Origin of the sequence: Roseovarius sp. MMSF_3298 (assembly GCF_030733705.1) — a bacterium.
Classification (GTDB): Bacteria; Pseudomonadota; Alphaproteobacteria; order Rhodobacterales; family Rhodobacteraceae; genus Roseovarius; species Roseovarius confluentis.
The window spans coordinates 1-22,587 of sequence record NZ_JASHIN010000025.1; the positions used below are offsets into that span (position 1 = coordinate 1).

25 protein-coding genes are annotated in these 22,587 nt (G+C 64.2%); 11 read left to right on the plus strand and 14 right to left on the minus strand.

All coding sequences use genetic code 11. The annotated features are described in order from the left end of the window. Both RBB18_RS18235 and RBB18_RS18240 read right to left on the minus strand, forming a co-directional pair. Positions 1–434: GTP-binding protein (locus tag RBB18_RS18235; RefSeq protein WP_306111879.1), on the minus strand; the 434-nt coding region annotated here is incomplete at its 3' end. A 161-nt stretch (positions 435–595) separates the two neighbouring features. Then, positions 596–1,264 carry a hypothetical protein gene (locus RBB18_RS18240; RefSeq protein WP_306111880.1) on the minus strand — a complete coding sequence of 223 codons (669 nt, stop codon included), beginning with the start codon at positions 1,262–1,264 and terminating at the stop codon, positions 596–598. Positions 1,265–1,417: 153 nt separating this feature from the next. Between RBB18_RS18240 and RBB18_RS18245 the strand changes: the two genes are divergently transcribed. Continuing rightward, entirely contained in the window at positions 1,418–2,800 is a 1,383-nt protein-coding gene (locus RBB18_RS18245; protein ID WP_306111881.1) for a cytochrome P450, read from the plus strand. 68 nt (positions 2,801–2,868) lie between these two features. Here the strand turns inward: RBB18_RS18245 and RBB18_RS18250 are convergent, their stop codons facing one another. Continuing rightward, positions 2,869–3,327, minus strand: coding sequence for a YHS domain-containing (seleno)protein (locus tag RBB18_RS18250; RefSeq protein ID WP_306111882.1), 459 nt, complete (start codon positions 3,325–3,327; stop codon positions 2,869–2,871). Positions 3,328–3,393: 66 nt separating this feature from the next. Beyond that, a complete protein-coding gene (gene parC / locus RBB18_RS18255) occupies positions 3,394–5,712 on the minus strand; it encodes a DNA topoisomerase IV subunit A (RefSeq protein WP_306111883.1) in 2,319 nt (772 codons plus the stop codon). 145 nt (positions 5,713–5,857) lie between these two features. Here parC and RBB18_RS18260 point away from each other — a divergent pair, with 145 nt between their 5' ends. From RBB18_RS18260 to RBB18_RS18290, 7 genes are all read left to right on the plus strand, one after another. After that, complete coding sequence (locus RBB18_RS18260) at positions 5,858–6,559, plus strand: SH3 domain-containing protein (RefSeq protein ID WP_103762091.1); 702 nt, start codon at positions 5,858–5,860, stop codon at positions 6,557–6,559. Positions 6,560–6,610: 51 nt separating this feature from the next. Beyond that, a complete protein-coding gene (locus tag RBB18_RS18265) occupies positions 6,611–7,441 on the plus strand; it encodes an SDR family NAD(P)-dependent oxidoreductase (protein WP_103762090.1) in 831 nt (276 codons plus the stop codon). Positions 7,442–7,550: 109 nt separating this feature from the next. Beyond that, entirely contained in the window at positions 7,551–7,763 is a 213-nt protein-coding gene (locus RBB18_RS18270; protein WP_103762089.1) for a twin transmembrane helix small protein, read from the plus strand. Positions 7,764–7,765: 2 nt separating this feature from the next. Beyond that, on the plus strand, positions 7,766–8,338 hold the full coding sequence (locus RBB18_RS18275) for a cob(I)yrinic acid a,c-diamide adenosyltransferase (protein WP_103762487.1): 573 nt from the start codon (positions 7,766–7,768) through the stop codon (positions 8,336–8,338). 89 nt (positions 8,339–8,427) lie between these two features. Further along, complete coding sequence (locus RBB18_RS18280) at positions 8,428–9,231, plus strand: hypothetical protein (protein WP_103762088.1); 804 nt, start codon at positions 8,428–8,430, stop codon at positions 9,229–9,231. Positions 9,232–9,407: 176 nt separating this feature from the next. After that, positions 9,408–10,166, plus strand: coding sequence for an electron transfer flavoprotein subunit beta/FixA family protein (locus RBB18_RS18285; protein ID WP_103762486.1), 759 nt, complete (start codon positions 9,408–9,410; stop codon positions 10,164–10,166). Beyond that, positions 10,166–11,095 (plus strand): electron transfer flavoprotein subunit alpha/FixB family protein, encoded by a 930-nt coding sequence (locus RBB18_RS18290; RefSeq protein WP_103762087.1) that lies wholly within the window; start codon positions 10,166–10,168, stop codon positions 11,093–11,095. The genes RBB18_RS18285 and RBB18_RS18290 overlap by 1 nt, the downstream gene beginning before the upstream one ends. Before the next feature lie 108 nt (positions 11,096–11,203). Here the strand turns inward: RBB18_RS18290 and RBB18_RS18295 are convergent, their stop codons facing one another. Continuing rightward, on the minus strand, positions 11,204–12,040 hold the full coding sequence (locus RBB18_RS18295) for a DUF6473 family protein (RefSeq protein ID WP_306111884.1): 837 nt from the start codon (positions 12,038–12,040) through the stop codon (positions 11,204–11,206). Between the two features lie 157 nt (positions 12,041–12,197). On the opposite strand from RBB18_RS18295, the gene RBB18_RS18300 reads away from it, so the two are divergent. Continuing rightward, positions 12,198–13,073: a 3-hydroxybutyryl-CoA dehydrogenase gene (locus RBB18_RS18300; RefSeq protein WP_103762085.1), complete on the plus strand. Its 876-nt coding sequence runs from the start codon at positions 12,198–12,200 to the stop codon at positions 13,071–13,073. 103 nt (positions 13,074–13,176) lie between these two features. On the opposite strand, the gene RBB18_RS18305 is transcribed toward RBB18_RS18300, so the two are convergent. From RBB18_RS18305 to RBB18_RS18335, 7 genes are read right to left on the minus strand one after another with little or no spacing between them, the layout of a single operon-like run. Continuing rightward, the gene (locus RBB18_RS18305; protein WP_103762084.1) at positions 13,177–14,085 is read right to left on the minus strand and encodes a lysophospholipid acyltransferase family protein; all 909 of its coding nucleotides are present in this window, start codon (positions 14,083–14,085) and stop codon (positions 13,177–13,179) included. A 7-nt stretch (positions 14,086–14,092) separates the two neighbouring features. Next, positions 14,093–14,371, minus strand: coding sequence for an HPr family phosphocarrier protein (locus tag RBB18_RS18310; protein ID WP_103762485.1), 279 nt, complete (start codon positions 14,369–14,371; stop codon positions 14,093–14,095). Positions 14,372–14,403: 32 nt separating this feature from the next. Further along, on the minus strand, positions 14,404–14,787 hold the full coding sequence (locus RBB18_RS18315) for a PTS sugar transporter subunit IIA (RefSeq protein WP_103762083.1): 384 nt from the start codon (positions 14,785–14,787) through the stop codon (positions 14,404–14,406). Then, positions 14,784–15,719: an RNase adapter RapZ gene (gene rapZ / locus RBB18_RS18320; RefSeq protein ID WP_274592638.1), complete on the minus strand. Its 936-nt coding sequence runs from the start codon at positions 15,717–15,719 to the stop codon at positions 14,784–14,786. Before rapZ ends, RBB18_RS18315 begins: the two co-directional genes overlap by 4 nt. A 24-nt stretch (positions 15,720–15,743) precedes the next feature. Then, entirely contained in the window at positions 15,744–16,166 is a 423-nt protein-coding gene (locus RBB18_RS18325; protein ID WP_103762081.1) for an HPr kinase/phosphorylase, read from the minus strand. Positions 16,167–16,211: 45 nt separating this feature from the next. Then, a complete protein-coding gene (locus tag RBB18_RS18330) occupies positions 16,212–17,930 on the minus strand; it encodes a sensor histidine kinase (RefSeq protein ID WP_103762080.1) in 1,719 nt (572 codons plus the stop codon). A gap of 11 nt (positions 17,931–17,941) precedes the next feature. After that, positions 17,942–18,643: a response regulator transcription factor gene (locus RBB18_RS18335; RefSeq protein WP_103762079.1), complete on the minus strand. Its 702-nt coding sequence runs from the start codon at positions 18,641–18,643 to the stop codon at positions 17,942–17,944. A gap of 377 nt (positions 18,644–19,020) precedes the next feature. On the opposite strand from RBB18_RS18335, the gene RBB18_RS18340 reads away from it, so the two are divergent. Beyond that, positions 19,021–20,619 (plus strand): phosphoenolpyruvate carboxykinase, encoded by a 1,599-nt coding sequence (locus RBB18_RS18340; protein WP_103762484.1) that lies wholly within the window; start codon positions 19,021–19,023, stop codon positions 20,617–20,619. A 133-nt stretch (positions 20,620–20,752) separates the two neighbouring features. Here RBB18_RS18340 and RBB18_RS18345 read toward each other — a convergent pair whose 3' ends face one another. Continuing rightward, complete coding sequence (locus tag RBB18_RS18345; protein WP_103762078.1) at positions 20,753–21,421, minus strand: MarC family protein; 669 nt, start codon at positions 21,419–21,421, stop codon at positions 20,753–20,755. Positions 21,422–21,551: 130 nt separating this feature from the next. On the opposite strand from RBB18_RS18345, the gene RBB18_RS18350 reads away from it, so the two are divergent. After that, complete coding sequence (locus tag RBB18_RS18350; RefSeq protein ID WP_103762077.1) at positions 21,552–21,746, plus strand: hypothetical protein; 195 nt, start codon at positions 21,552–21,554, stop codon at positions 21,744–21,746. Between the two features lie 293 nt (positions 21,747–22,039). Here RBB18_RS18350 and RBB18_RS18355 read toward each other — a convergent pair whose 3' ends face one another. Further along, positions 22,040–22,486, minus strand: coding sequence for a YtoQ family protein (locus RBB18_RS18355; protein ID WP_103762076.1), 447 nt, complete (start codon positions 22,484–22,486; stop codon positions 22,040–22,042). Positions 22,487–22,587 lie beyond the last annotated feature (101 nt).

Consider the following 22,587-nt stretch of genomic DNA (forward strand, 5'->3'; position numbering starts at 1 on the left):
ACCAGCTCCAGCAGTTCCTCGTCATCGACCTGGTCGACCTTGTTCATGAACACCACCAGCGCGGGCACGCCCACCTGACGCGCCAGCAGGATGTGCTCGCGGGTCTGCGGCATCGGGCCGTCGGCCGCGTTCACCACCAGGATCGCGCCGTCCATCTGGGCGGCGCCCGTGATCATGTTCTTCACGTAGTCGGCGTGGCCGGGGCAGTCCACGTGCGCGTAGTGACGGTTCTCGGTCTCGTATTCAACGTGCGCGGTCGAGATCGTGATCCCGCGCGCTTTCTCTTCCGGCGCACCGTCGATCTGGTCATACGCGCGGAAGTCACCGAAATACTTCGTGATCGCCGCCGTCAGCGTCGTCTTGCCGTGGTCAACGTGACCAACGGTCCCGATGTTCACGTGCGGTTTCGAACGGTCAAACTTTTCCTTTGCCATCTCGTGGGCGCCTTATCCTATTGGGGGCCTGTCGCGGCCCGAATTGCTACTGGCCGCGGATTTATTGGCTTCAACCGGGAAAATCAAGCGGTTCATGCGTCTTTCCGACGCCCGCGCAGGCAGGGATGACACAGGCACAGCAGACGGGCTCCTGCGCCGTCCTACTGCGCCGCCTGCGCTTCGGCCTTTTTCAACGCCGCCTTGGCCGCCGCCTGCATCCGCTCCTCTTCCGAGGCCGCCGCCCGCGCTTCCGCAGCGCGAGCCTTGGCCTTGGACCGGGCGGGCCGACCATCATCCTCGAACCAGCCCTCGGCATTGTTCTGCCGCACCAGCCAGTTCTCGATCAGCTTGGCCGCCTTTTGCGTCAACACCTGCATCTGCTCCTCCGCCGTCCGCGTCAGGCCCGAACCCACGACCGTATCGCCCGACAGGCTCTCGATCACGGTAATCAGTTCCGGCGTCTCGTTCAGCCGGGCCTGTTTGGCGTCGTCCCAGGCCGTGACCTTCAGCACGAGCACCGACTTCGGCGCCGCCACAACCGGGATGCCGGCGCGCGCCAGAACATAGGCCTCCAGCGTGATGCCCAGGTGATATAGCCGCGTGCCCTCCTGCCGCGAGAACCGTTTATCCACCGCCTCTGTCATCGCCGCGATCCACGCCGCCTTGCTGGCCTCGCGCGACAGCGGCCCTTTCTGCAGGTTGGGCGCCGCCACCACGTTATGCCCGAGATGAAAATTGCCCAGGTAGACCGGCGCATCGCCCAGGTCATCCACCCGTGTACAGGCCGCCACGCCGGCAATCATCAACCCCAAAGCCAGTATTCGCAGCATCCCCGCCCCCCGGATCCGTCCACTTTCAGCGATAGCAAGACCGCCCGGCGCTGGCAATTCCCGCCCTGCCCCATATTGCCGCAGATTTCCGCCGCCGGTTTGCCGCCTGCCCCTGGCGCGCCTATGTTTAACGTAGACAGAACCGGAGTCCCCATGTCCCACGCCGACACCCCCGTCAAAGTGCCCCTCGTCACCGAGCCGATGGGCATTCTCGGCAGTCTCGGCGCGGCGCGGCGCAACGTGCTCAGCATCATCCCCGAGCTTGCCACCCGCCAGCCCATGGTGTCAGGCCGCACCGGCAAGCGCTGGCACATGGTGATGGACCCCGGCGCGATCCGCGAAATGCTGCTGGAGCGGGTGGAGACCTATCCCAAGTCGCTTGTCACCAAGAACCTTCTGAAACCGGCCATCGGCGACTCCCTCTTCATTGCCGAGGGCGCGCATTGGCGCTGGCAGCGGCGCACGGCCGCACCGGTGTTCTCGCACCGCAACGTGATGAACCTTGCGCCGATCATGACCGCCGCCGCCCAGCGCAGCGCCGACCGCGTGGCCCAGGCCGGCCCCCGCGCCATCGACATGGCCGCCGACATGGTGCGCACGACCTTCGACGTCATCGCCGACGTCACCTTTTCCGGCGACGGCATGTTCGACGCCGACGCGGTCCATCGCGGCATCGACGCCTATATCTCTGAAGCTGGGAAGATTTCCCTGCTCGATGTGCTGGGCGCGCCCGACTGGGTACCGCGCCCCGGCCGCCTGATCTTTTCCCGCAACGCCGTGGGCGACATGCGCCGCATCGCCGACGAGGCGATCGAGGCCCGCCGCCAGCGTGGCCCCGATGGCGTGCCGGACCTTCTCGACCTGCTGATGGAAGGCGAGGACCCCAAGACCAAGCGCCAGATGAACACCGCCGAGCTGCGCGACAACCTGCTGACCTTCATTGTCGCGGGCCACGAGACGACGGCGCTCACCCTTGGATGGTCGCTCTATCTTTGCGCCTTCGACCAGGACGTGCAGGACCGCGCCCGCGCCGAATTGCGCGAGATCTGCGGCGACGGCCCGGTTACCGGCGAGCATGTGGAAAAGCTCCCTTTCATGCGCCAGATCATCGACGAGGCCCTGCGCCTCTATCCGCCTGCCGGGATGGTTTCCCGCACGGCCATGGCAAATGATACACTCTGCGGGCGCGAGATCCGCAAGGGCGACACGGTGATCCTGCCCATATATGCGCTTCACCGCCATCACATGCTCTGGGAGGATCCCGACGCCTTTCGGCCCGACCGCTTTGCGGATCGCAAATCCGTGGAACGCTACGCCTACCTTCCGTTCGGAGACGGCCCCCGCATCTGCATCGGCGCCAGCTTCGCGCTGCAAGAGGCGGTGATCATCCTTGGCACGTTGCTGAACCGCTTCCGTTTCACCCCCGTCGCGGGCCGCAATCCCGACCCGGTGATGATCCTGACCCTCCGCCCCGAAGGCGGCGTCTGGCTCGAGGCCGAGCCGGTCTCAGCGCCGCAACCGGCCTCTGTCGCCTGACCTTCGTCACGCATCGTAGGGTGGGTGAAAACCCACCTTTGGTGGACGAAAACCCACGCGCGGCCACGCTAACCACCCAAGACCTTCGGCCAGTTCGCCTCGCCTTTCGACACGTTGCCCGGGATGTCCCCCGACCATCGTTGGCGCACCGACTTGTTGTAATTGAGGTAAAGCCTGCCCTGATGCACCGTCCAGGCATCCTTGTCGCCATGCGCGGTGTAGCCCTGCGACACTGCCCAGGAGCAATAGCCGCCAAACTGCGGCGCGTATTTCTGCGGGTTCGCCTCGAACGCCGCCTGGTTCGCGGCAGACGAAAAGCGCCACTTCGCGCCGCTCCACTCGGTCACGAACTCATCCGATCCGGCCACCCCGTTCGCACCCGGTTCCAGCCCGAAATAGGCCACGACGTCTGCGCCGTCTGCAGCATAGGCCCGGTTCTGGTACCAGCGCGGCTCGTCGGCCACCCCCGGCCGTGCCAGCAGTGCCGCAGCGCCGCTTGCGATCAATACCCGTCGTGTCCAAAGCATTTCCATCCTCCTCGCATGCATCCGCAAGCAAGCTAGGCGGTACCCCCCGCACACGACAAATCAATCTCAGGTGAAACGGTTGTTACGCGGAAAGCCTCTTGGTGCCATGCGCCCCGCGCCCGCGCGCCGCGCCGTCCATTCCTCCAGCGCGGTCTCGGTCCGTGTGCGCCCGGCGGGATCGAGCCAGCTCAGCCCCTCGGCCAGCGTGAAGGTCGTCGCATCGGACAGACCGCCATCCTTGTATTTCTGCAGCCGCACGCCCTTGCCGCGGCCCATCTCGGGCAACTCGTCCAGCGGGAAGATCAGCACCTTGCGGTTCTCGCCCACGCAGGCCACGTGATCGCCCGTGACCGTCTGGCACACCTGCGCCCGCACACCGTCGCGCACGTTCAGCACCTGCTTGCCCGAGCGTGTCTGCGCCACGACCTCGTCCTCGGGCACGATGAACCCGTCACCCGCCGAGGACGCCACCAGCAGTTTCCGTCCCGGTTTGTGGATGAAGATCGCCACGATGTCGGACTCGTTCGGCAGGTCCACCATCAGGCGCAATGGCTCGCCCATCCCGCGCCCCCCGGGCAGGTTGGCGGCACTCAGCGTGTAGAACCGCCCGTTCGTGCCAAAGACCAACAGTCGGTCGGTGGTCTCCGCATGGAAGATGAACCGCCCTTCGTCCCCGTCCTTGAATTTCAGCTCGCGGTCCAGGTCGATATGCCCCGACATGGCCCGGATCCACCCCATCTTGGAACAGACCACCGTAATCGGCTCGCGGTCGATCATCGCCTCCAACGGCACATCCTCGACCTCGCCCGCCTCGGCAAAGGTGGTCCGGCGCGCGCCGCCCTCATAGTCCTTGCCGAATTTCTTCTTCACGTCCTTCAGCTGGTCCGAGATCGCGTCCCACTGCAGGCTTTCGCTGTCCAGCAGGTCCTCCAGCCCGGCGCGCTCTTCCATCAGCGCGTCACGCTCCTTGACCAGTTCGATCTCTTCCAGCCGCCGCAAGCTGCGCAGCCGCATGTTCAGGATCGCCTCGGCCTGGACCTCGGTCAGCCCGTCCTCGCCCCCCTCGGCCGGCGGCACGTAATCCGCCTCGTCCTTGGCGCGAGTGAACTCCCGCCCCCAATCCTCGCGCATCAGCGCCGCCTTGGGGTCGTCGTCATAGCGAATGATGTCGATCACCCGGTCGAGGTTCAGGAAGGCCACGATCAGCCCTTCCAGCACCTCCAGCCGGTGGTCGATCTTCTCCATCCGGTGCTCGCTGCGCCGGATCAAAACCTCGCGCCGGAAATCGAGGAAGGCGCGCAGCACTTCCTTCAGGCTGCAGACCTTGGGCGTCACCCCGTCCACCAGCACGTTCATGTTCAGGCTGAACCGCACTTCGAGATCCGAGTTGCGATACAATGACTGCATCAGCACCTCTGGGTCCACGTTCTTGGACCGCGGCTCCAGGATCACGCGGATGTCGTCCGCGCTCTCGTCTCGCACATCGGCCAGGATCGGCACCTTCTTGGTCTGGATAACCTCCGCCAGCTTCTCGATCAGCTTGGACTTCTGCACTTGATAGGGGATTTCCGTGACCACGATCTGCCACTGTCCCCGGCCAAGGTCCTCTACCTCGTAGCGGCACCGCAGCCGGAACCCGCCTTTGCCCGTGCGATAGGCCTGCGCGATCGCCTCAGGCGGCTCCACGATGATGCCCCCCGTGGGAAAATCCGGCCCCGGCACGTAGTTCAACAGCGTGTCGTCCCGCGCATCCGGCGTCTTGATCAGGTGCAGGCAGGCATCCACCAGCTCCGCGATGTTGTGTGGCGGGATGTTCGTCGCCATGCCCACCGCGATGCCGCTCGACCCGTTGGCCAGCAGGTTCGGAAACTGCGCCGGCAGCACCACAGGCTCGGTCAACGTGCCGTCGTAATTGTCCCGGTAATCGACCGCGTTCTCGTTCAGCCCTTCCAGCAGGGCCTCCGCCACGATGGTCAGCCGTGCCTCGGTGTAGCGGCTGGCGGCCGGGTTGTCGCCGTCGATATTGCCGAAGTTGCCCTGCCCGTCGACCAGCGGGTAGCGGACGTTGAAATCCTGCGCCAGACGCGCCATCGCGTCATAGATCGCGGCATCGCCATGGGGGTGATAGTTGCCCATCACGTCGCCGCTGATTTTCGCGGATTTCCGAAAGCCCCCGCTGGCGCTCAGCCGCAGCTCGCGCATGGCGAACAGGATCCGCCGGTGGACCGGCTTCAACCCGTCGCGCGCGTCCGGCAACGCCCGGTGCATGATCGTCGACAGCGCATAGGTCAGATAGCGCTCGCCGATCGCCCGGCGCAGCGGCTCCGCCACGGCATCGCCCCCGCTCTCGGGGCCTATGTTGGGGTCATCGACCAAATCATTCATAGATGCTGTGATACCCCCCGCATTTGCACAGGTAAAGCACAGGTTGGGAAGATTCCGCACCTTTTCCCATGCCGGTGGGAACCGAATCGTGTAACTTGTGTTCTATAACAAGAAATTGACTTTGCTGCCCCGGGGGATTCGCGCAATGTGGCGCTTCATTTTGGTAACTTTTGCATTTCTTGGCTTCGCCTTCTGGGAGATGAGTGGCGGCGCCGATTACGCTCCGCGTGACAATTCCATCCAGGCCCAGGCGAACGCCCCGGAGCCCGAGACAACCGTCGCCGACGCGCAACCTGCCGAACCGGCCGAACCTGTCGAGCCGGAGGTCATCGACCTGCCCGAGCAAGACAAGCCCGAGCGTTTTCAGATCACCCTTGCCTCGCTCAGCGACATGTCCGAAGCCGGGTCGGCGCAGGAAACCGCCCGCACCGAGCGGGTGGAAGACAAGGCCCGTTTCCTGACGGAAAGCAGCGACGAGGACAACGCCGTGCTTGCCGCTCTTGACGAAGGCGGCGCTGCGGCGGACGAGGTCAAGAAACATTGGCCCGGCGCCATTGAACTGTTTGAGCATCAAGCCTCGCAAGCCGAGCTGCGCAAGCAGGCCGAAGCCGCGGCGCGCACGGCGCGCTCCGGCATGACCAGCGGCGACATCCGCTACGTGACCGCCACTTCCGCCAACATGCGCGGCGGTCCCGGCACGGATTTCGCCCGCGTCGGCAATCTTGCCGAAGGTGTCGAAGTGGCCGTGCTCGGCACGGCGGCCAACGGCTGGCTTGAACTCGAGGTTCTCGACACCGGCGAAACCGGCTGGATGGCCGACTGGCTCGTCAGCGCGCCGGCTCGGTGATTTCCACTCAAAGCGATTGCATATAGCACCGGACCGCGCCAAGGTCCGGCCATGACGCGGAAATCTCTTCTTATTACCGGCTGTTCGTCGGGCATCGGCTACGACGCGGCGCACGGCATGCGGGCCCGCGGCTGGCGTGTTTTCGCCTCCTGCCGACAGGAAGAGGACTGCGCGCGGATGCGGGCCGAAGGCTTCGACAGCCCCCTCATAGACTACCAACAGCCCGACACGATCACCTCCGGGCTGGCCGAGGTGCTCGAGGCCACCGGCGGCACGCTCGATGCGCTGTTCAACAACGGGGCCTTCGGCTGCCCCGGGATGGTCGAGGACCTGCCCACCGACGCCCTGCGCGATATATTCGAGGCCAACTTCTTCGGGTGGCACGACCTCACGCGGCAAGTGATCCCGGTGATGCGGGCCCAAGGGCATGGCCGCATCGTGCAGAACTCCTCGGTGCTGGGCTTCGCCACCCTGAGGATGCGCGGCGCCTACAATGCAACCAAGCACGCGCTCGAAGGACTGACCAGCACCATGCGGATCGAGATGCGCGACACGCCCATCCATATCGTCCTGATCGAACCCGGGCCCGTCACCTCCAAGATCCGCGTCAACTCGATCCCGCATTTCGAACGCTGGATCGACTGGGAAAACGCGCCCGCCCGGTCGCTCTACGAAAAACGCCTCATACCGCGCCTCTACACAAGCAGCGGTCCAGACACGTTCGAATTGCCCGCCCCCGCCGTCACGAAAAAGCTGATCCACGCGCTGGAGTCACCACGCCCCAGGCCGCGCTACTTCGTCACCACGCCGACCTACCTTCTGGACATTCTGCGACGCATCCTGCCCACCAGCGCCCTCGACTGGATACAGGCAAAACTGTAGCGAGACGGCCCGGAACGGCGGGTAAGCGGCCCCGCGTCACCATACCCCATTCGCCTTTTGACACAGACGGGCTACCTCCGCCCCTGACCGGAAAAACCAAGAGTCCCACATGCTCAACGACCCCCTTTTCATCCTTGTCGCACTCGCCTGCGGCGTCGTCGCCGTCGTCCTCATCCTGGGCATCTCGAACTTCGGCAAGGAAGGCATCGACAACGCCAAGCGCTCGAACAAGTTCATGCGCTGGCGCATCATCGCACAGTTCGTCGCGGTGGTCCTCATCCTGCTTTTCGTCTATATCCGCCGCCAAATGGGAGGTGAATGAACATGGTCGTTCTCAACAAGATCTACACCAAGACCGGCGATCACGGTGAAACCGCGCTCGGCAACGGCTCTCGCGTGGCCAAGCACTCCATGCGTGTCACCGCCTACGGCACCGTGGACGAGGTGAATGCCACCGTCGGCCTTGCCCGGTTGCACGCCGAGGGCGAAACCGACGCCGCCCTGTCGCGCATCCAGAACGACCTGTTCGATCTCGGCGCAGATCTCTGCCGCCCGGACATGGAAAACGACGACAAGGCCGAATTCACGCCGCTGCGCATGGTCGACAGCCAGGTTACACGCCTTGAGACCGAGATCGACACGATGAACAAGGTGCTCGAACCCCTGCGCAGCTTCATCCTGCCCGGCGGCTCGGCGCTCTCGGCGCATCTGCATCTCTGCCGCACCGTCTCGCGCCGCGCCGAGCGGCTTTCGGTGGAACTCGCAACGATGGAACACGTCAATCCCGCGGCGGTCAAATACCTCAACCGCCTCAGCGACTGGTTCTTCGTCGCCGCCCGCATGGCCAACGATTCGGGCCGCGACGACGTGCTCTGGACCCCCGGCGCCAACCGCTGAAATAACTGGCGCACACCGGGCAGTAGTGACATCCTGACGCGCAAATGCCGGGCGATCCAACGCCCGGCCCGAGCAGCAAGGAGAGGTCCATGTCCCTGCCCACCATCGCCATGTTCTGGGACGGCCCGCCGCTGGGCTTCATCGAACGGCTTTGCGTTACGTCCTTTGTCGATGCCGGGCACCCGGTTGTGATGTTCTCCTACCACGGCGTCGAGGATTGCCCGAAAGGCGTCGAACTGGCACCGGCCTCTGATATCCTGCCCGACCCCGACACGATCGTGCGACACGAACGCACCGGCAGCCCGGCCATTCACGCCGACAAGTTCCGCTATCACCTTTTGGCAAAGAACGACGGCATCATCTGGTCCGACACCGACGCCTACTGCCTCAAGCCCTTCATTCCCAAGGACGGCTTCTTCTTCGGGCGCGAGAACGAAAAGGTCGTCGCCAACGGCGTGATGGCCTTGCCCGCTTCCTCCCCCTCACTGCAAAGCCTGATCGAGTTTTGCGAAGACGAATACGCCATTCCGCCCTGGATGATGCCGCGCCACAAGGAAGAAATGCGCGCCCGTGCCGAGGCTGGCGACCCGATGCATGTTTCCGAAATGCCGTGGGGCGCGTGGGGCCCCAAGGCGCTGTCGCATTTCCTGCACAAGAACGACGAGTTCAAGCATGCGCTGGACCCGCACGTGCTCTATCCCGTGCTGTTCGAAGACCGGCGCATCTATTTCCGCGCGGCGTGGAAGGTCTGGAAAAAGGTGAAGGACGACACCGTTTCCATCCATTTCTACGGCCGCCGCGTGCGCGAACGGCTCCAGAACCGCTTCAACGGCACCCCGCCCGAGGAATCGGTGCTGCACGAACTGGCCCAGAAACACGGCATTACGCCCTGACGCCCCCGCTTTGCGCGCAGATTCCCCATACCGCACCGGAAACGCGACGTCGCAAGTCGGAAACGTGACGATTTTACCCTGTTTCCCCGGCTAACAGTTCTGTATCTAACGCCCCAGAGCAAGGGGCGGGGTCGTATCACAGCGGCTCTGCGCAATTTTTTAGGGAGACCATGCCGATGAAGGTGCTCGTGCCTGTCAAACGCGTGATCGACTACAACGTGAAGGTCCGCGTCAAGGCGGACGGATCGGGCGTCGATCTTGCCAATGTCAAAATGTCGATGAACCCCTTTGACGAGATCGCCGTCGAAGAGGCCATCCGCCTGAAAGAGGCCGGCAAAGCCGACGAGGTCGTCGCCGTCTCCATCGGCGTCAAGCAAGCGCAGGAAACCCTGCGCACCGCGCTGGCCATGGGCGCCGACCGCGCCATCCTGGTCGAGGCCGCCGATGACGTGCACACCGACATCGAGCCGCTCGCCGTCGCCAAGATCCTTGCCGCCGTCGTCAAGGAAGAAGAGCCCGGCCTCGTGATTGCCGGCAAACAGGCGATCGACAACGACATGAATGCCACCGGCCAGATGCTTTCTGCCCTCCTGGGCTGGAGCCAGGGCACCTTCGCCTCGTCGCTGGATGTCGCGGACGACCACGCCGTCATCACCCGCGAGGTCGATGGCGGTCTGCAGACGATCAAGGTCAAGATGCCCACGATCGTCACCGTCGACCTGCGCCTGAACGAGCCGCGCTATGCGTCGCTGCCCAACATCATGAAGGCCAAGAAAAAGCCGCTCGACGAGAAAACCGCCGCCGATTACGGCGTCGACGTCGCGCCGCGCCTCGAAATCGTCAAGACCGAAGAGCCCGAGGCCCGCAAGGCCGGCGAAATGGTCGGATCGGTCGATGAACTTGTCGCCAAACTCAAAGAAGCGGGGGCCGTGTAATGTCTGTACTTCTACTTGCCGAAGTGAACGACGGCGAACTGGCGCTCGACGCCACCGCCAAGGCCGTCACCGCCGCCTCCAAGCTGGGCGACGTGACCGTGCTCTGTGCCGGGGGCTCCGCCGCCGCCGCGGGTGACGCCGCCGCCAAGATCGACGGTGTTTCCAAGGTCCTCGTGGCCGAGGACGCCTCGCTGGGCCACCGCCTGGCGGAATCCACCGCCGCGCTGATCGTGTCGCTCGCGGGCGATTACGAACATATCGTGGCGCCTGCCACCACCGACGCCAAGAACGTGATGCCCCGCGTGGCCGCACTGCTGGACGTCATGGTGATCTCCGACGCCTCGGGCGTGGTCGACGCCAACACGTTCGAGCGTCCGATCTACGCCGGCAACGCGGTCCAGACGGTGAAATCCTCGGATGCCAAGAAGGTCGTGACCTTCCGCACCTCCACCTTCGACGCCGCCGGCGACGGCGGCTCGGCCTCGGTCGAGACCATCTCCGCCGCCGACAACCCCGGCCTGTCGGAATGGGTCGAGGACAAGGTTGCCGAATCCGACCGCCCCGAGCTGACCTCGGCGGGCGTCGTCGTCTCCGGCGGCCGTGGCATCGGATCGGAAGAGAACTTCGCCCTGATCGAGAACCTCGCCGACAAGCTGGGCGCCGCCGTTGGCGCGTCCCGTGCGGCCGTGGACTCGGGCTATGCCCCCAACGACTGGCAGGTCGGACAGACCGGCAAGGTCGTGGCGCCGGATCTCTACATCGCCGTCGGCATTTCGGGCGCGATCCAGCACCTTGCGGGCATGAAGGACTCCAAGGTCATCGTCGCCATCAACAAGGACGAAGAAGCGCCGATCTTTCAGGTCGCCGATTACGGCCTCGTGGCCGATCTCTTCACCGCCGTGCCGGAACTGACCGAGAAACTCGGCTGAACCGTACCGCATATGACACCGAATTGACCCGCCCTCGTGGCGGGTCTTTTCGTTTTGGGCACGTGTAGGGTGGGTGAAAACCCACGCGCGACCGGCCCGTTCAAACTTTCACGGATCCAAGACCCCCGCCAACACGGGGATCAACGCCTCCGCCACCGCGTCATGCGCCGCCTGACCCGGCAGGGTCCGAGGCACGTCCTCTTTGCGCCCCGCCGCGTAGGGTGGGTGACACCCCGCGCCCTGACCGCCCCACGCCATGTCGCTGGCCTCCACAACCGCCACCACGTGGCTCTGCAAACCCGCCAGCATCTCGCGCCCCACCAGCACCGGCTCGCACCGTGTCTCGACCGTGTCATCATCCTGCTCCGGGGCGCGCTCGGAAAACCACAACAGGACCACCGGCGTCCGGATTTCCGCGATCAGCCGCCGCATTCCCGCGTCCCAGGCCTGCGCCAGTCCTTGCCGCAGCACCCCGAACCGTTCCGGCGACACCGTCCGCAGATGCATCAGCATATGCCGCGTAAAGCTGAACTCGGTGAAATCCACCTCTGCGAACAAGCCCTGCAAAGACGGCTCGGCCCGCAGAAAGCGATCGTTGCGTCGCGAATGCACCTTGTAGAACGGGTTCGACAGGTTCGCCGCACACGGCACCTGCAACACCACCGCCGACGCCCCCCACGCGATCCGTGCCAGCCCCGGGTCGCCCAGCATCACGTCGATCCCAGCGTTGGGCTGGCCGAGGTTGACACATGCCACGCCCGTCGCCGCCTCGACGGCTTGCGCGAAAGGCCGGCTGACGAACTTGCCATAGGTCTCCGTTCCGCCGATGAACGCCACGTACTCACTCTTCAGGCTCCGCTTCGGCCCCCGAAACGCCAGCTTCGACGCCCCGTAACGGCACGCCTCCGGCGCCGCATTCCAGCGGCCCTCGCCATGAAAGGACATCACGCCTACCTCATTCAGCTCACCCAATTGCCAGCTTTGGGCCGCAGGCCTTGCGATTCCGTTAAAGGCGCAAATCGACTACAATTTTAACGGCCGCTTTCCCTTGCAGCGCCCGCGGCACGGGGCATATGGTGTCGCAAAAGCGAAAGGGACCTGCATGGACATCCGCAAGGTGGGCGTCGTCGGCGCCGGACAGATGGGCAACGGAATCGCGCATGTGATGGCCGTCGCGGGCTATGATGTCCTGCTCAACGACATCAATCAGGAGGCGCTGGACAAGGGCGTCGGCGTGATCAAGTCCAACATGGACCGCATGGTCAGCCGCGACAAGATGACGGCCGAGGACCGCGACGCCGCGCTGTCGCGCATCACCACCACGCTCGACCTGCCGGAGCTTGGCGCCACCGACCTCGTCGTCGAATCCGCCACCGAGCGCGAGACCGTCAAACAGGCCATCTTCGAGGATCTCGTCCCGCATCTCGGCCCCGACACGATCCTGACGTCGAACACCTCGTCGATCTCGATCACACGGCTTGCCAGCCGCACCGACCGTCCCGAGAAATTCATGGGCTTTCACTTCATGAACCCGGTGCCGGTCATGCAACTGGTCGAATTGATCCGCGGCATCGCCACCGACAAACCCACCTACGACGCCTGCCTCGCCGTGGTCGAAAATCTCGGCAAGACCGCCGCCAGTTCCGAGGATTTCCCCGCCTTCATCGTCAACCGCATCCTCATGCCGATGATCAACGAGGCGGTCTACACGCTCTACGAGGGCGTCGGCTCGGTCATTTCCATCGACACCTCGATGAAACTCGGCACGAACCATCCGATGGGCCCGCTGGAACTGGCCGATTTCATCGGGCTGGACACCTGCCTTGCCATCATGAACGTGCTGCATGACGGGCTCGCGGACACCAAGTACCGCCCCTGCCCGCTGCTGACGAAATATGTGGAGGCCGGCTGGCTCGGCCGCAAGACCGGCCGCGGCTTCTACGATTATCGCGGCGAGGAACCGGTCCCGACCCGCTGACGAGGCTGAAGACCCAAGCGACTCCGGCACGCCGTCGTAGGGTAGGTGATAACCCACGCGCTGCTCCGTCGCGTAGGGTGGGTGAAACCCACCTTCCTGAACGTCACCCCCCGCCCAGGCTCAGGGTATGCTCGCGCAACCACGCCATGAACCCGCGCGGGTCCTTGTCCAAAAGCTCCATCTGCTCTTGCGTGATCGGCGGCCCCACCACGGGCTTTTGCGGGTGATTGCAGCCCCGCACCACCTCGTGCAGCAAAAGACTCTGGCGCAGGGTCGGCGAAATGCAATTGGCCATCTGGTAGGCGCGCGAATTGGCGCCCGGGAAATAGATCGGCACAACCGTCGCGCCCGACCGTCGGATCATCTGCGCGGTGAAGACGTTCCATTCACGCTCCCTCACGGGCCCGAACAGGCTGTCGGACGACGCCACCACACCCGACGGGAACACGCTGATCGCGCCGCCCTCCTTCAGATGCGCCATCGCCTTGGCCCGCATCTCCACCGACTTGCGCTGCGCGTCCGGCTCGTGCGGGAATGGCACCGAGATCATGTAGGACGCCGCCACCTCGTCGATCCCGGTCAACAGCGCCCGTGTCAGGATCTTGTAATCGGTGCGCCGCCGCCCGATCAGGTCGGCCAGGATCATTCCGTCCACCAGCCCGTGCGGGTGGTTCGCAACGATCACCACCGGGCCGGTCTCGGGGATATTGTCGATCTGCTCCTGCGGGGTCAGCAGCGGGATGCCCATCGTATCGAGCGCCGCGCGCCAGAAGGGCTGTCCCGTGGGGGCGCCCTTTTTCTCGAACTCCCGGATCATCTTGATGATCGTCAGCTTGCCGGTGAACCATTCGACCGCCCGTATGGTGAAGGCCGTGCCGGGACTGTCAAAAGAGTTGGCATAGGTCAGGCTACGCCGGTCATATTTCGTGAAATTGACCGACCCGGGCGATCCGTCGCCGCTTTGATCCTGCGCCTTTTCCGCCACGTGGTCTGTTCCCGTCCCGCCGCGCATAGCGCGCCTACATGTCCTCGCCGAACCGGTCGGCCACCAACGCGCTCACGGCATCCGCCAGCGCCTCGGCGTCGGGCCCCCAGGCTCGCACGTCAATAGTCGTTCCACGCGACGCTGCCAACATCAAAAGACCCATGATGCTGTCCGCGCCCGTGGTCTGGCCATCATGGCTGACCTCGGCCTGCGCGTCGAATCCCTCGACCACCTCCACCAGCTTGGCCGCCGCACGCGCGTGCAGGCCCTTCTCGTTGACGATCTCGATCTCGCGCGTGACGGTGTCTGTCATTTCGGTCTTGGTCTTTCTTTGTCCGGCCCACATTACGGGGAGTGACTGTCGATATACTTGCGCCCTGCATCCAGGGCGGCGCGGGCGGCCTCGGGCACCGACAGATCGCGGCTCTTGGCCAGCTTCAGCAGCATCGGCAGGTTCGCCCCGTACAGGATGCGGCGGTTCTCGGGCTGGCACGCCTTGAGCGACAGGTTCGCCGGCGACGCGCCGAAGATGTCCACCACGATCAGAACGCCGTCGCCGGTATCCACCTCGTCGGCGGCGCGGCAGATCTCATCCTGCTTTTCGGACCGGTCGAAATCACCCTCGATCGGGATGGCCTGAATACCCGACTGCCCACCGACGACATGCTCTATCGCCTTCAGATAGCCCTGGGCCAGCCCGCCATGCGCCACGATCACGATCCCGATCACGCCCCGATGTCTCCTTTCTGCTTCGCCTCGGTCTTTTCGCCGGGGCCGGACGGCGCAAGCAAGCCGCGCCGTTCCAGTTCGCGATGCCTTATAGACACCTGCCAGCCTGCCTCTGCAAGGGACTCGGACAAGGTTTCTGCCATCGTGACGCTGCGGTGCTGCCCGCCGGTACAGCCAAAGCCGATCGCCAGATAGGCCTTGCCCTCTGCCTTGTAGGCCGGCAGCAACTGCCGCACCAGGTCACCGACCCGCGCGGCGAAGCCTTCGAACATCGGGTCATCGCCCACATAGGCCCGCACCAGCGCGTCCTGCCCGGTCAATCCGCGCAGGCCGGCCTCCCAATAGGGGTTTCGCAGGAACCGGCAATCCAGCACCATGTCCAGGCCACGCGGCAGCCCGCGCTTGTAGGAAAACGACTGAACCGAGACCGACATCTGCCCGCCATCGCCCGGCGCGAACCAGCGCGACAATTCCGCGCGCAAATCGTGCGGCGACAATTCCGACGTGTCGATCAGGATATCCGCCCGCGCCCGGATCGGGCCCAGCAGGTCGAACTCCCGCGCGATCCCAGCATCCGGCGTCTCCGCCGGGGCCAACGGGTGCCGCCTGCGCGTCTCGGAAAATCGGCGCGTCAGCACCTCGGCGCTGCTGTCGAGATAAAGCACCTGCAAATGCACCGTCGCATCCGCGCTCAGCGTGTCGATCACCTCGATCAGCGCATTGGTCGAGAAATCCCGGTTGCGCGTGTCCACGCCCAGCACCAGCGGCTTGTCCGGCCCATTGCCCTCGATCAGTCGCGGCAACAGGGACAGCGGCAGGTTGTCGATGGCCTCGAACCCCATGTCCTCCAAAGCACGGATCGCCGTGGTGCGCCCGGCACCCGACGGTCCGGTCACCAGAACCAGTCTGTTGCTTATCGGGCCTGCCGGCATCGCGGGCCACTCCTCATTCCAGCCTCATTCCAGGCGTTCGCCTCTTAGATATACTGCCACGGCGGCAGGAAAATGGGCGCTCTCGGATTTGTTAATAACAGGCAAGGGTATGCCCATGAGCCGCGTCTCTCGGGCCTCGGGAAGACGCTCGGTTTCAACCTCGTCCATGTCGACCACGAGCGCAACCGCGCAACGCCCCGCCGCAGCACTGCGCAGGATGCCCACGCCGCGCGCTTCGATCTTGCCGCGGATCGTGTCCGGCGCATCGGCCCAGAGCGTTTCGTCGTCGGCCCACACCACCGTGCGGTCGTCCGACACCAGTTCCGCGCCCATTGCAAGAAGTTGCAGCGCCAGCCCCGACTTGCCACTCCCCGACGCGCCGCGGATCAGCACGGCACGGCCGTCGATGGCAACAGTGGTCGCGTGAAGGATCTGCGCGCCCGTCATTCCGGCGGTCCGGGAGCTGTCAAAGAAGGCGCCGCGCCCATCGCGTCAGACCGGCAGACCCACGACAAAGCGCGCGCCCAACGGGTCCGAGGTAATGTCGGCATCCGTGGGCCGAATGTTCTCGGCCCAGATCACGCCCTCATGCGCCTCGACGATCTGTTTCGAGATCGACAGGCCAAGGCCCGAGTTGTTGCCGAAATCATTGGCGTCGCGTTGTGAATAGAAGCGATTGAAGATCTTGGTCAGCGCCTGTTCGGGAATGCCCGGCCCAGTATCCTCGACCACGACAACGATACGGTTATCGCGTTTACGGGCCCACAGGCGAATGGCGTCGCCTTCCTCGCAGAACGAGATGGCATTGGTAATCAGGTTAACGAAAACCTGCGCCAGCCGTGCTTCCAGCCCCATGATGACAATCGGGTCTTTCGGGAAATCGGTGATGAACTCGACCCCCTTCTGCTGCGCCTGTTCGCCCAGGTAATGCGCCAGGTTGTCCAGCATCTGGATCAGGTCAAAGCTCTCCTGCTCCTCGCGCACCAGCTCGCTGTCCAGCCGCGATGCGTTCGAGATATCGCTGACCAGCCGGTCAAGGCGGCGCACGTCATGCTCGATCACGTTAAGCAGTTTCTCGCGCTGATCCTCGCGCTTGGCCACGCGCATCGTGCCCACTGCGCTGCGCAAGGACGCCAGCGGGTTCTTGATCTCGTGCGCCACGTCCGCAGCGAACTGCTCGTTGCCGTCGATCCGGTGATAAAGCGCCGTCACCATGCCCCGCAACGCGCCCGAAAGCCGCCCGATCTCGTCGGGCCGCGCAGTCAAATCGGGAATGCGGATGCGCCCGCCGCCATTGTTGCCGCCATGGCGGTTGCGCGCACCGCCCACTTCGGCGGCGGCGGCCAGTTCCGCCAGCGGGTTGGCGATGGTCGAGGCCAGGATCAGCGAAAGGCCCACAGACACCAGTATCGCCACCAGGAACATCTGCAAGACGCGCTCGCGCTCCATCCGGCTCAGCTTGTCGATCTCGCCCGAGGCACTGGACAACGCCACAACACCCACGGGCCTGTCGCCCTGCAGGATCGGCGTCGCCACCGCGAATATGGTCGAGCCGTCATTATCGCCGCGGCCGACCTGCGTGCCCTCTTCCAGCGCGTCCTCGACAAGGCCCTGTGCCAGTGTCTCGACGCTGATTTCCGTATCGTTGACCAGGATCGCCGAGAACGGGGCCGACACCCAGTTCCACACGTGGTTCAGCGCATCCGTGATCACCGTGGGCTTGTCCGGCACATCCGCGCCCGGGCGCGGCAGGTGGCCCTCGGTCCGCCCCACCAGCTGGGCCGCGCGGTCATAGACCAGCACCTCGACCCCCTGCTGCACGTCCAGCCCGTCCAGTGTGCCCGCAACGTCCAGCCCGTCCATCGCCACGAGGCTGACGGGCGCGCCTTCGGGCAGTTGCGCCTCGAACACGTCGGCAATCAGTTCCACGTCGCTTTGCAACCCGTCGGCGTGCTGTTGCGCCAACCCGTCACGCGACGAGTTGAGGTAGAGGATTCCCGCGACCAGCACGTTCAGCGCGATCAGGTTGAAGGTAATGATCTTGCGCGTCAGGGATCCGCCGCCACCCGAGAAGTAGCCGCGCCGCGCGCGGCGCCTGCGGACCTCCTCCTCGACGACATTTTCAGGCGCCACGAAATCATCGCCAAGGACAACGCCGTCGTCGTCGTTCAGCGAGTGATCGCGCACCTGGAAGCCCTCCGCCAATGCCATGTTTCAGGCAATCATTCCTCGTTGTACCGATACCCGATCCCGTACAGCGTTTCGATGGCCGAAAACTCCGGGTCCACCATCCGCAGTTTCTTGCGCAGGCGCTTGATGTGGCTGTCGATGGTCCGATCGTCAACATAGACCTGGTCGTCATAGGCCACGTCCATCAGCTGATCGCGGCTTTTCACGAAACCGGGCCGTTGCGCCAGCGCCTGAAGCAGCAGGAATTCGGTCACGGTCAACGATACGTCCTGGCCCTTCCACGCCACCGCGTGGCGCAGCGGATCCATGCGCAGCTCGCCGCGCTCGATCACCTTGGTGTCCTCGGTCTCGGCCACCACGTTGCCGTCAACCGCATCCTGCCGGCGCAGCAGCGCGCGGATACGCTCGACCAGCAAACGCTGGCTGAACGGTTTCTTCACGTAGTCGTCCGCGCCCATGCGCAGGCCCAGCACCTCGTCGATCTCGTCGTCCTTGGAGGTCAGGAAAATGACCGGCATCGCCGATTTCTGGCGTAGCCGCTGCAACAGGTCCATCCCGTCCATCCGGGGCATCTTGATGTCCAGCACCGCCATGTCCGGCAGCTTCTTGGTGAAGGCCTCGTAAGCCTGTTGACCATCGTTATAGGTTTCGACCTCGAAGCCTTCCGCCTCAAGGGTCATGGATACCGATGTCAGAATATTTCTGTCATCGTCCACAAGGGCGATTTTTGACATTATGATTTCCTTGTACTGCTCGGTTGCCTGCTTTTTTTCGATACTATGAGCCGTTTTCGCCTTTTTAATCAATCCCAAACTGCGAATCAGCAGGGCTTTCCGGATTATCTGACGCGAAAATGTCTTAGGAATGGCTAAATTGACTCACTTTTCCAGTCCGCGATTGCAGAACCATGGCGGCAGCGCGCCCATGATGGCGCTAACGTCCGATTTGGTTGCGCTAACTGTGCATTTGCGTCCTGTTCAATCATAAAACCGTCATGTTATGAGGCCCGCGAAACAGCCGGTACGGGCCGGTTTCTTACCGCCAATTTCGGCGGACCTGCATGGCCAGCCCCGCCAAAAGGGCGGACGGCCAGAACTCAAGGAGCGCAAGCATGTCAGCAGGACGGGTCAACCCCAACTTCACCCTCGAGGATCAAGGCATCACCGGACTGGGCGAAGTTCACTACAACCTGATCGAACCCGCCCTCATCGAAGAGGCCCTGCGCAAGGGCGAAGGCCGCCTGGGCAAGGGCGGCACCTTCCTCGTCTCCACCGGCCAGTTCACCGGCCGCTCGCCCAAGGACAAGCATGTCGTCAAGACCGACAGCGTGGCCGAGCATATCTGGTGGGACAACAATGCGCCCATGACACCCGAGGCATTCGACCAGCTTTATACCGACATGCTCGCCCACATGCAGGGCCGCGACTACTTCGTGCAGGATCTCGTCGGCGGCGCCGATCCCGCGCATTCGATCAACATGCGCATGGTCACCGAACTGGCATGGCACGGCCTCTTCATCCGCCACATGCTGCGCCGTCCCGAGCGCGAGACGCTCGACAGCTTCACTGCCGATTTCACCGTCATCAACTGCCCCAGCTTCAAGGCCGACCCCGCCAAGCACGGCTGTGTCTCGGAAACCGTGATTGCCATCAACTTCGATCGCAAACTGATCCTCATCGGAAATTCCGAATACGCCGGCGAGAACAAGAAATCGGTCTTCTCGGTCCTGAACTACCTGCTGCCCGAAAAAGGCATCATGCCGATGCACTGCTCGGCCAATCACGCCAACGGCAACCCGGTCGACACCGCCATCTTCTTCGGCCTCAGCGGCACCGGCAAGACCACCCTTTCGGCCGATCCCAACCGCACACTCATCGGCGATGACGAACACGGCTGGTCGGATCGCGGCACCTTCAACTTCGAGGGCGGCTGCTATGCCAAAACCATCAACCTCGACCCCGAGGCAGAGCCGGAAATCTACGCCACGACCGAGAAGTTCGGCACCGTGATCGAGAACATGGTCTATGACGAGGAAACGCTCGAACTGGACTTTGCCGACGATTCACTGACGGCCAACATGCGCTGCGCCTATCCGATGAGCTATATCTCCAACGCCTCGGAAACCGCGCTTGGCGGGCATCCCAAGAACATCATCATGCTGACCTGCGACGCGTTCGGCGTGCTGCCTCCCATCGCGCGGCTGTCGCCGGCACAGGCGATGTATCACTTCCTCAGCGGCTTCACCGCAAAGGTCGCCGGAACCGAGCGCGGCCTGACCGAGGCCGAGCCGACCTTCTCGACCTGCTTCGGCGCGCCCTTCATGCCGCGCCGCCCCGAGGTCTACGGCAACCTGCTGCGCGAAAAGATCGCCAAGCACGGCGCGACCTGCTGGCTGGTCAACACCGGCTGGACCGGCGGCGCCTACGGCACCGGCGAGCGGATGCCGATCAAGGCCACCCGTGCCCTGCTGACCGCCGCACTCGACGGCTCGCTGAACGAGGTCGAATTCCGCAAGGACGCCAATTTCGGCTTCGAGGTTCCGGTCAGCGCCCCTGGCGTGCCCGAGGTCCTGCTGGACCCGCGCCGCACCTGGGACGACGGCGCGGCCTACGACGCGCAGGCCGAGAAGCTGGTCAAGATGTTCGCCGACAATTTCGAGCAGTACGTGCCCTATATCGACGAGGACGTGAAAGCAGCCGCCATCGGCTAAGGCTTAAACGCCCCGACCGGGCTGACACCGCCCCCGTGCTTCAGGCGCGGGGGCTTTTTCATGCCCGCCCTTCGTCCCGGGCGTGCGCGCCCGAGACACCGTAGGGTGGGTGACAACCCACGCAGCTCCCCTGCTACCGCGGCGTCGCCTTGTTCAACGGGCTCTCCACCGGCGGCGGCGCGACGTCCATCACACCCAGCGCATTGAACCCCCCCAGCACCGCGTCCACCGCGATAGTCGCCAGAACGATCCCCATCACCCGGCTGATCACGCTGGCCCCTGTGCTGCCGATCATCCGGTGCACATGGGTCGCCGCCAGCAAAAGCCCGAGCGTCAACAGCAACACCAGCATCAACAGCCCCGCCGTGATCGCCTGATCGGCCAGCGACTCGGTGTGGTTGTCGGTCAGGATCACGATGGCCAACATCGCCCCGGGCGACGCGATCGACGGCATCGCCAACGGGAAGACCGCGCCCGCCAGGTGGTCGCGCTCGGCCTCCTCGATCTCGCGCGCGGGCTTCGACTCGCCGAAGATCATTGTCATCGCGAACAAGAACAGGATGATCCCGCCCGCGACTTGGAACGACCCCAGTCGCAGACCCAGCGATTCCAGCAAGAACTGCCCGCCCACCAGGAACGCCAGCAGCACCAGCGCCGCAATCGCCACCGCCCGCAGCGCGAACCGTCTGTGCAGTGCCCGTGGCACGCCCTGCACCGCGAACAGGAACACCGGGATGGACCCGACCGGGTCGATCACCACGATCAGCGTCACCAGTTCTCTTGCCAGGGCAGCCCAGTCCATTGGGGTAACTTTCCGATTGAAGCCGATCCGCGAACAGTCGGACCCACCGGTTCCGTTTATCTTATGCCGCGCCGGGTTTGAACCTCGAAGACCACGCAAAGCGCCGATCGACAGCCCGGCTGACACATTGTTGACCTACGCTTTCGCGGACACGGGGAGGTCGAAAGACGACACCCCCTCCATCGGATGTTTCGACAGGCCGTTCCTGATCCACATTATCCGGGACGTCTTCGTCATCTCTCCGATCGTCACTGTGCCGGAGTTCTCGCTGAAAGCCGCACTCGTCAATTACATGGACATCACCAATGGCGAGGACGAAGCCTAGGTGGTGGCCGAGAACCTGACCGATAATGCCCGATCGATCATGCGCAACTAAGGCGGCATCGTCGCAGCCCGCACCATGTTTCCCATACCGGAGACCAAGTGGTCCGACCCAGGCCATGTCACCGCACCACGACACTCAGGTCACCACGCTGGTCCCACCGAAGGCCCGTCCCGGGCTTGACCCGGGGGGACCTCTCTTCGAGAGTCGAAACCACGTCGGCAACGCCCCTGCCGGTCGCGCATCCCGGCAGGCACCGTGGGGTGGGTGGAAACCCACGCCACCCCACGCCGCGTTTACTTCGGCAACGTCCCTTCCAGAACATACCGCAGGATCTCCACCACTTGCCCCGGCTCCCGCGTGACGGCGAGCGCCGCGGCATCCACCTCTTTCAGCGCGTGGTCATGCTCCGGCGGTTGCAGGATGATCAGCGACTTGCCCATCGCGCTGGCATAGCCCGCGTCAAAGGCCGCGTTCCATTGCTTGTACTTGTCGCCGAACCGCACAACGACCACGTCGGCCTCCTCGATCCCCTTGCGGGTGCGGATCGCGTTCACCATGGCGCCCTTGTGGTCGTGCCAGTACTTGTTCTCTTCCGCGCCCAGGATTTCCACGCCGCAATCGTCGCTGGCCCCGTGATCCGTCACCGGCGCGGAAAACTCCACGTCCAGGCCCTTGGCCCCCTCGATGATCTGCTCGCGCCAGTCGGTATGGATCTCGCCGGAAAGGTATACGCTCAGCATCTGATATTCTCCTTGTTCAGTATCGCCGCACAATCTGCATCCCACGGCCCGGATTACAAGCGGAACGCACCGCAACACGCGAATTGGTCCCAACCGTAGGG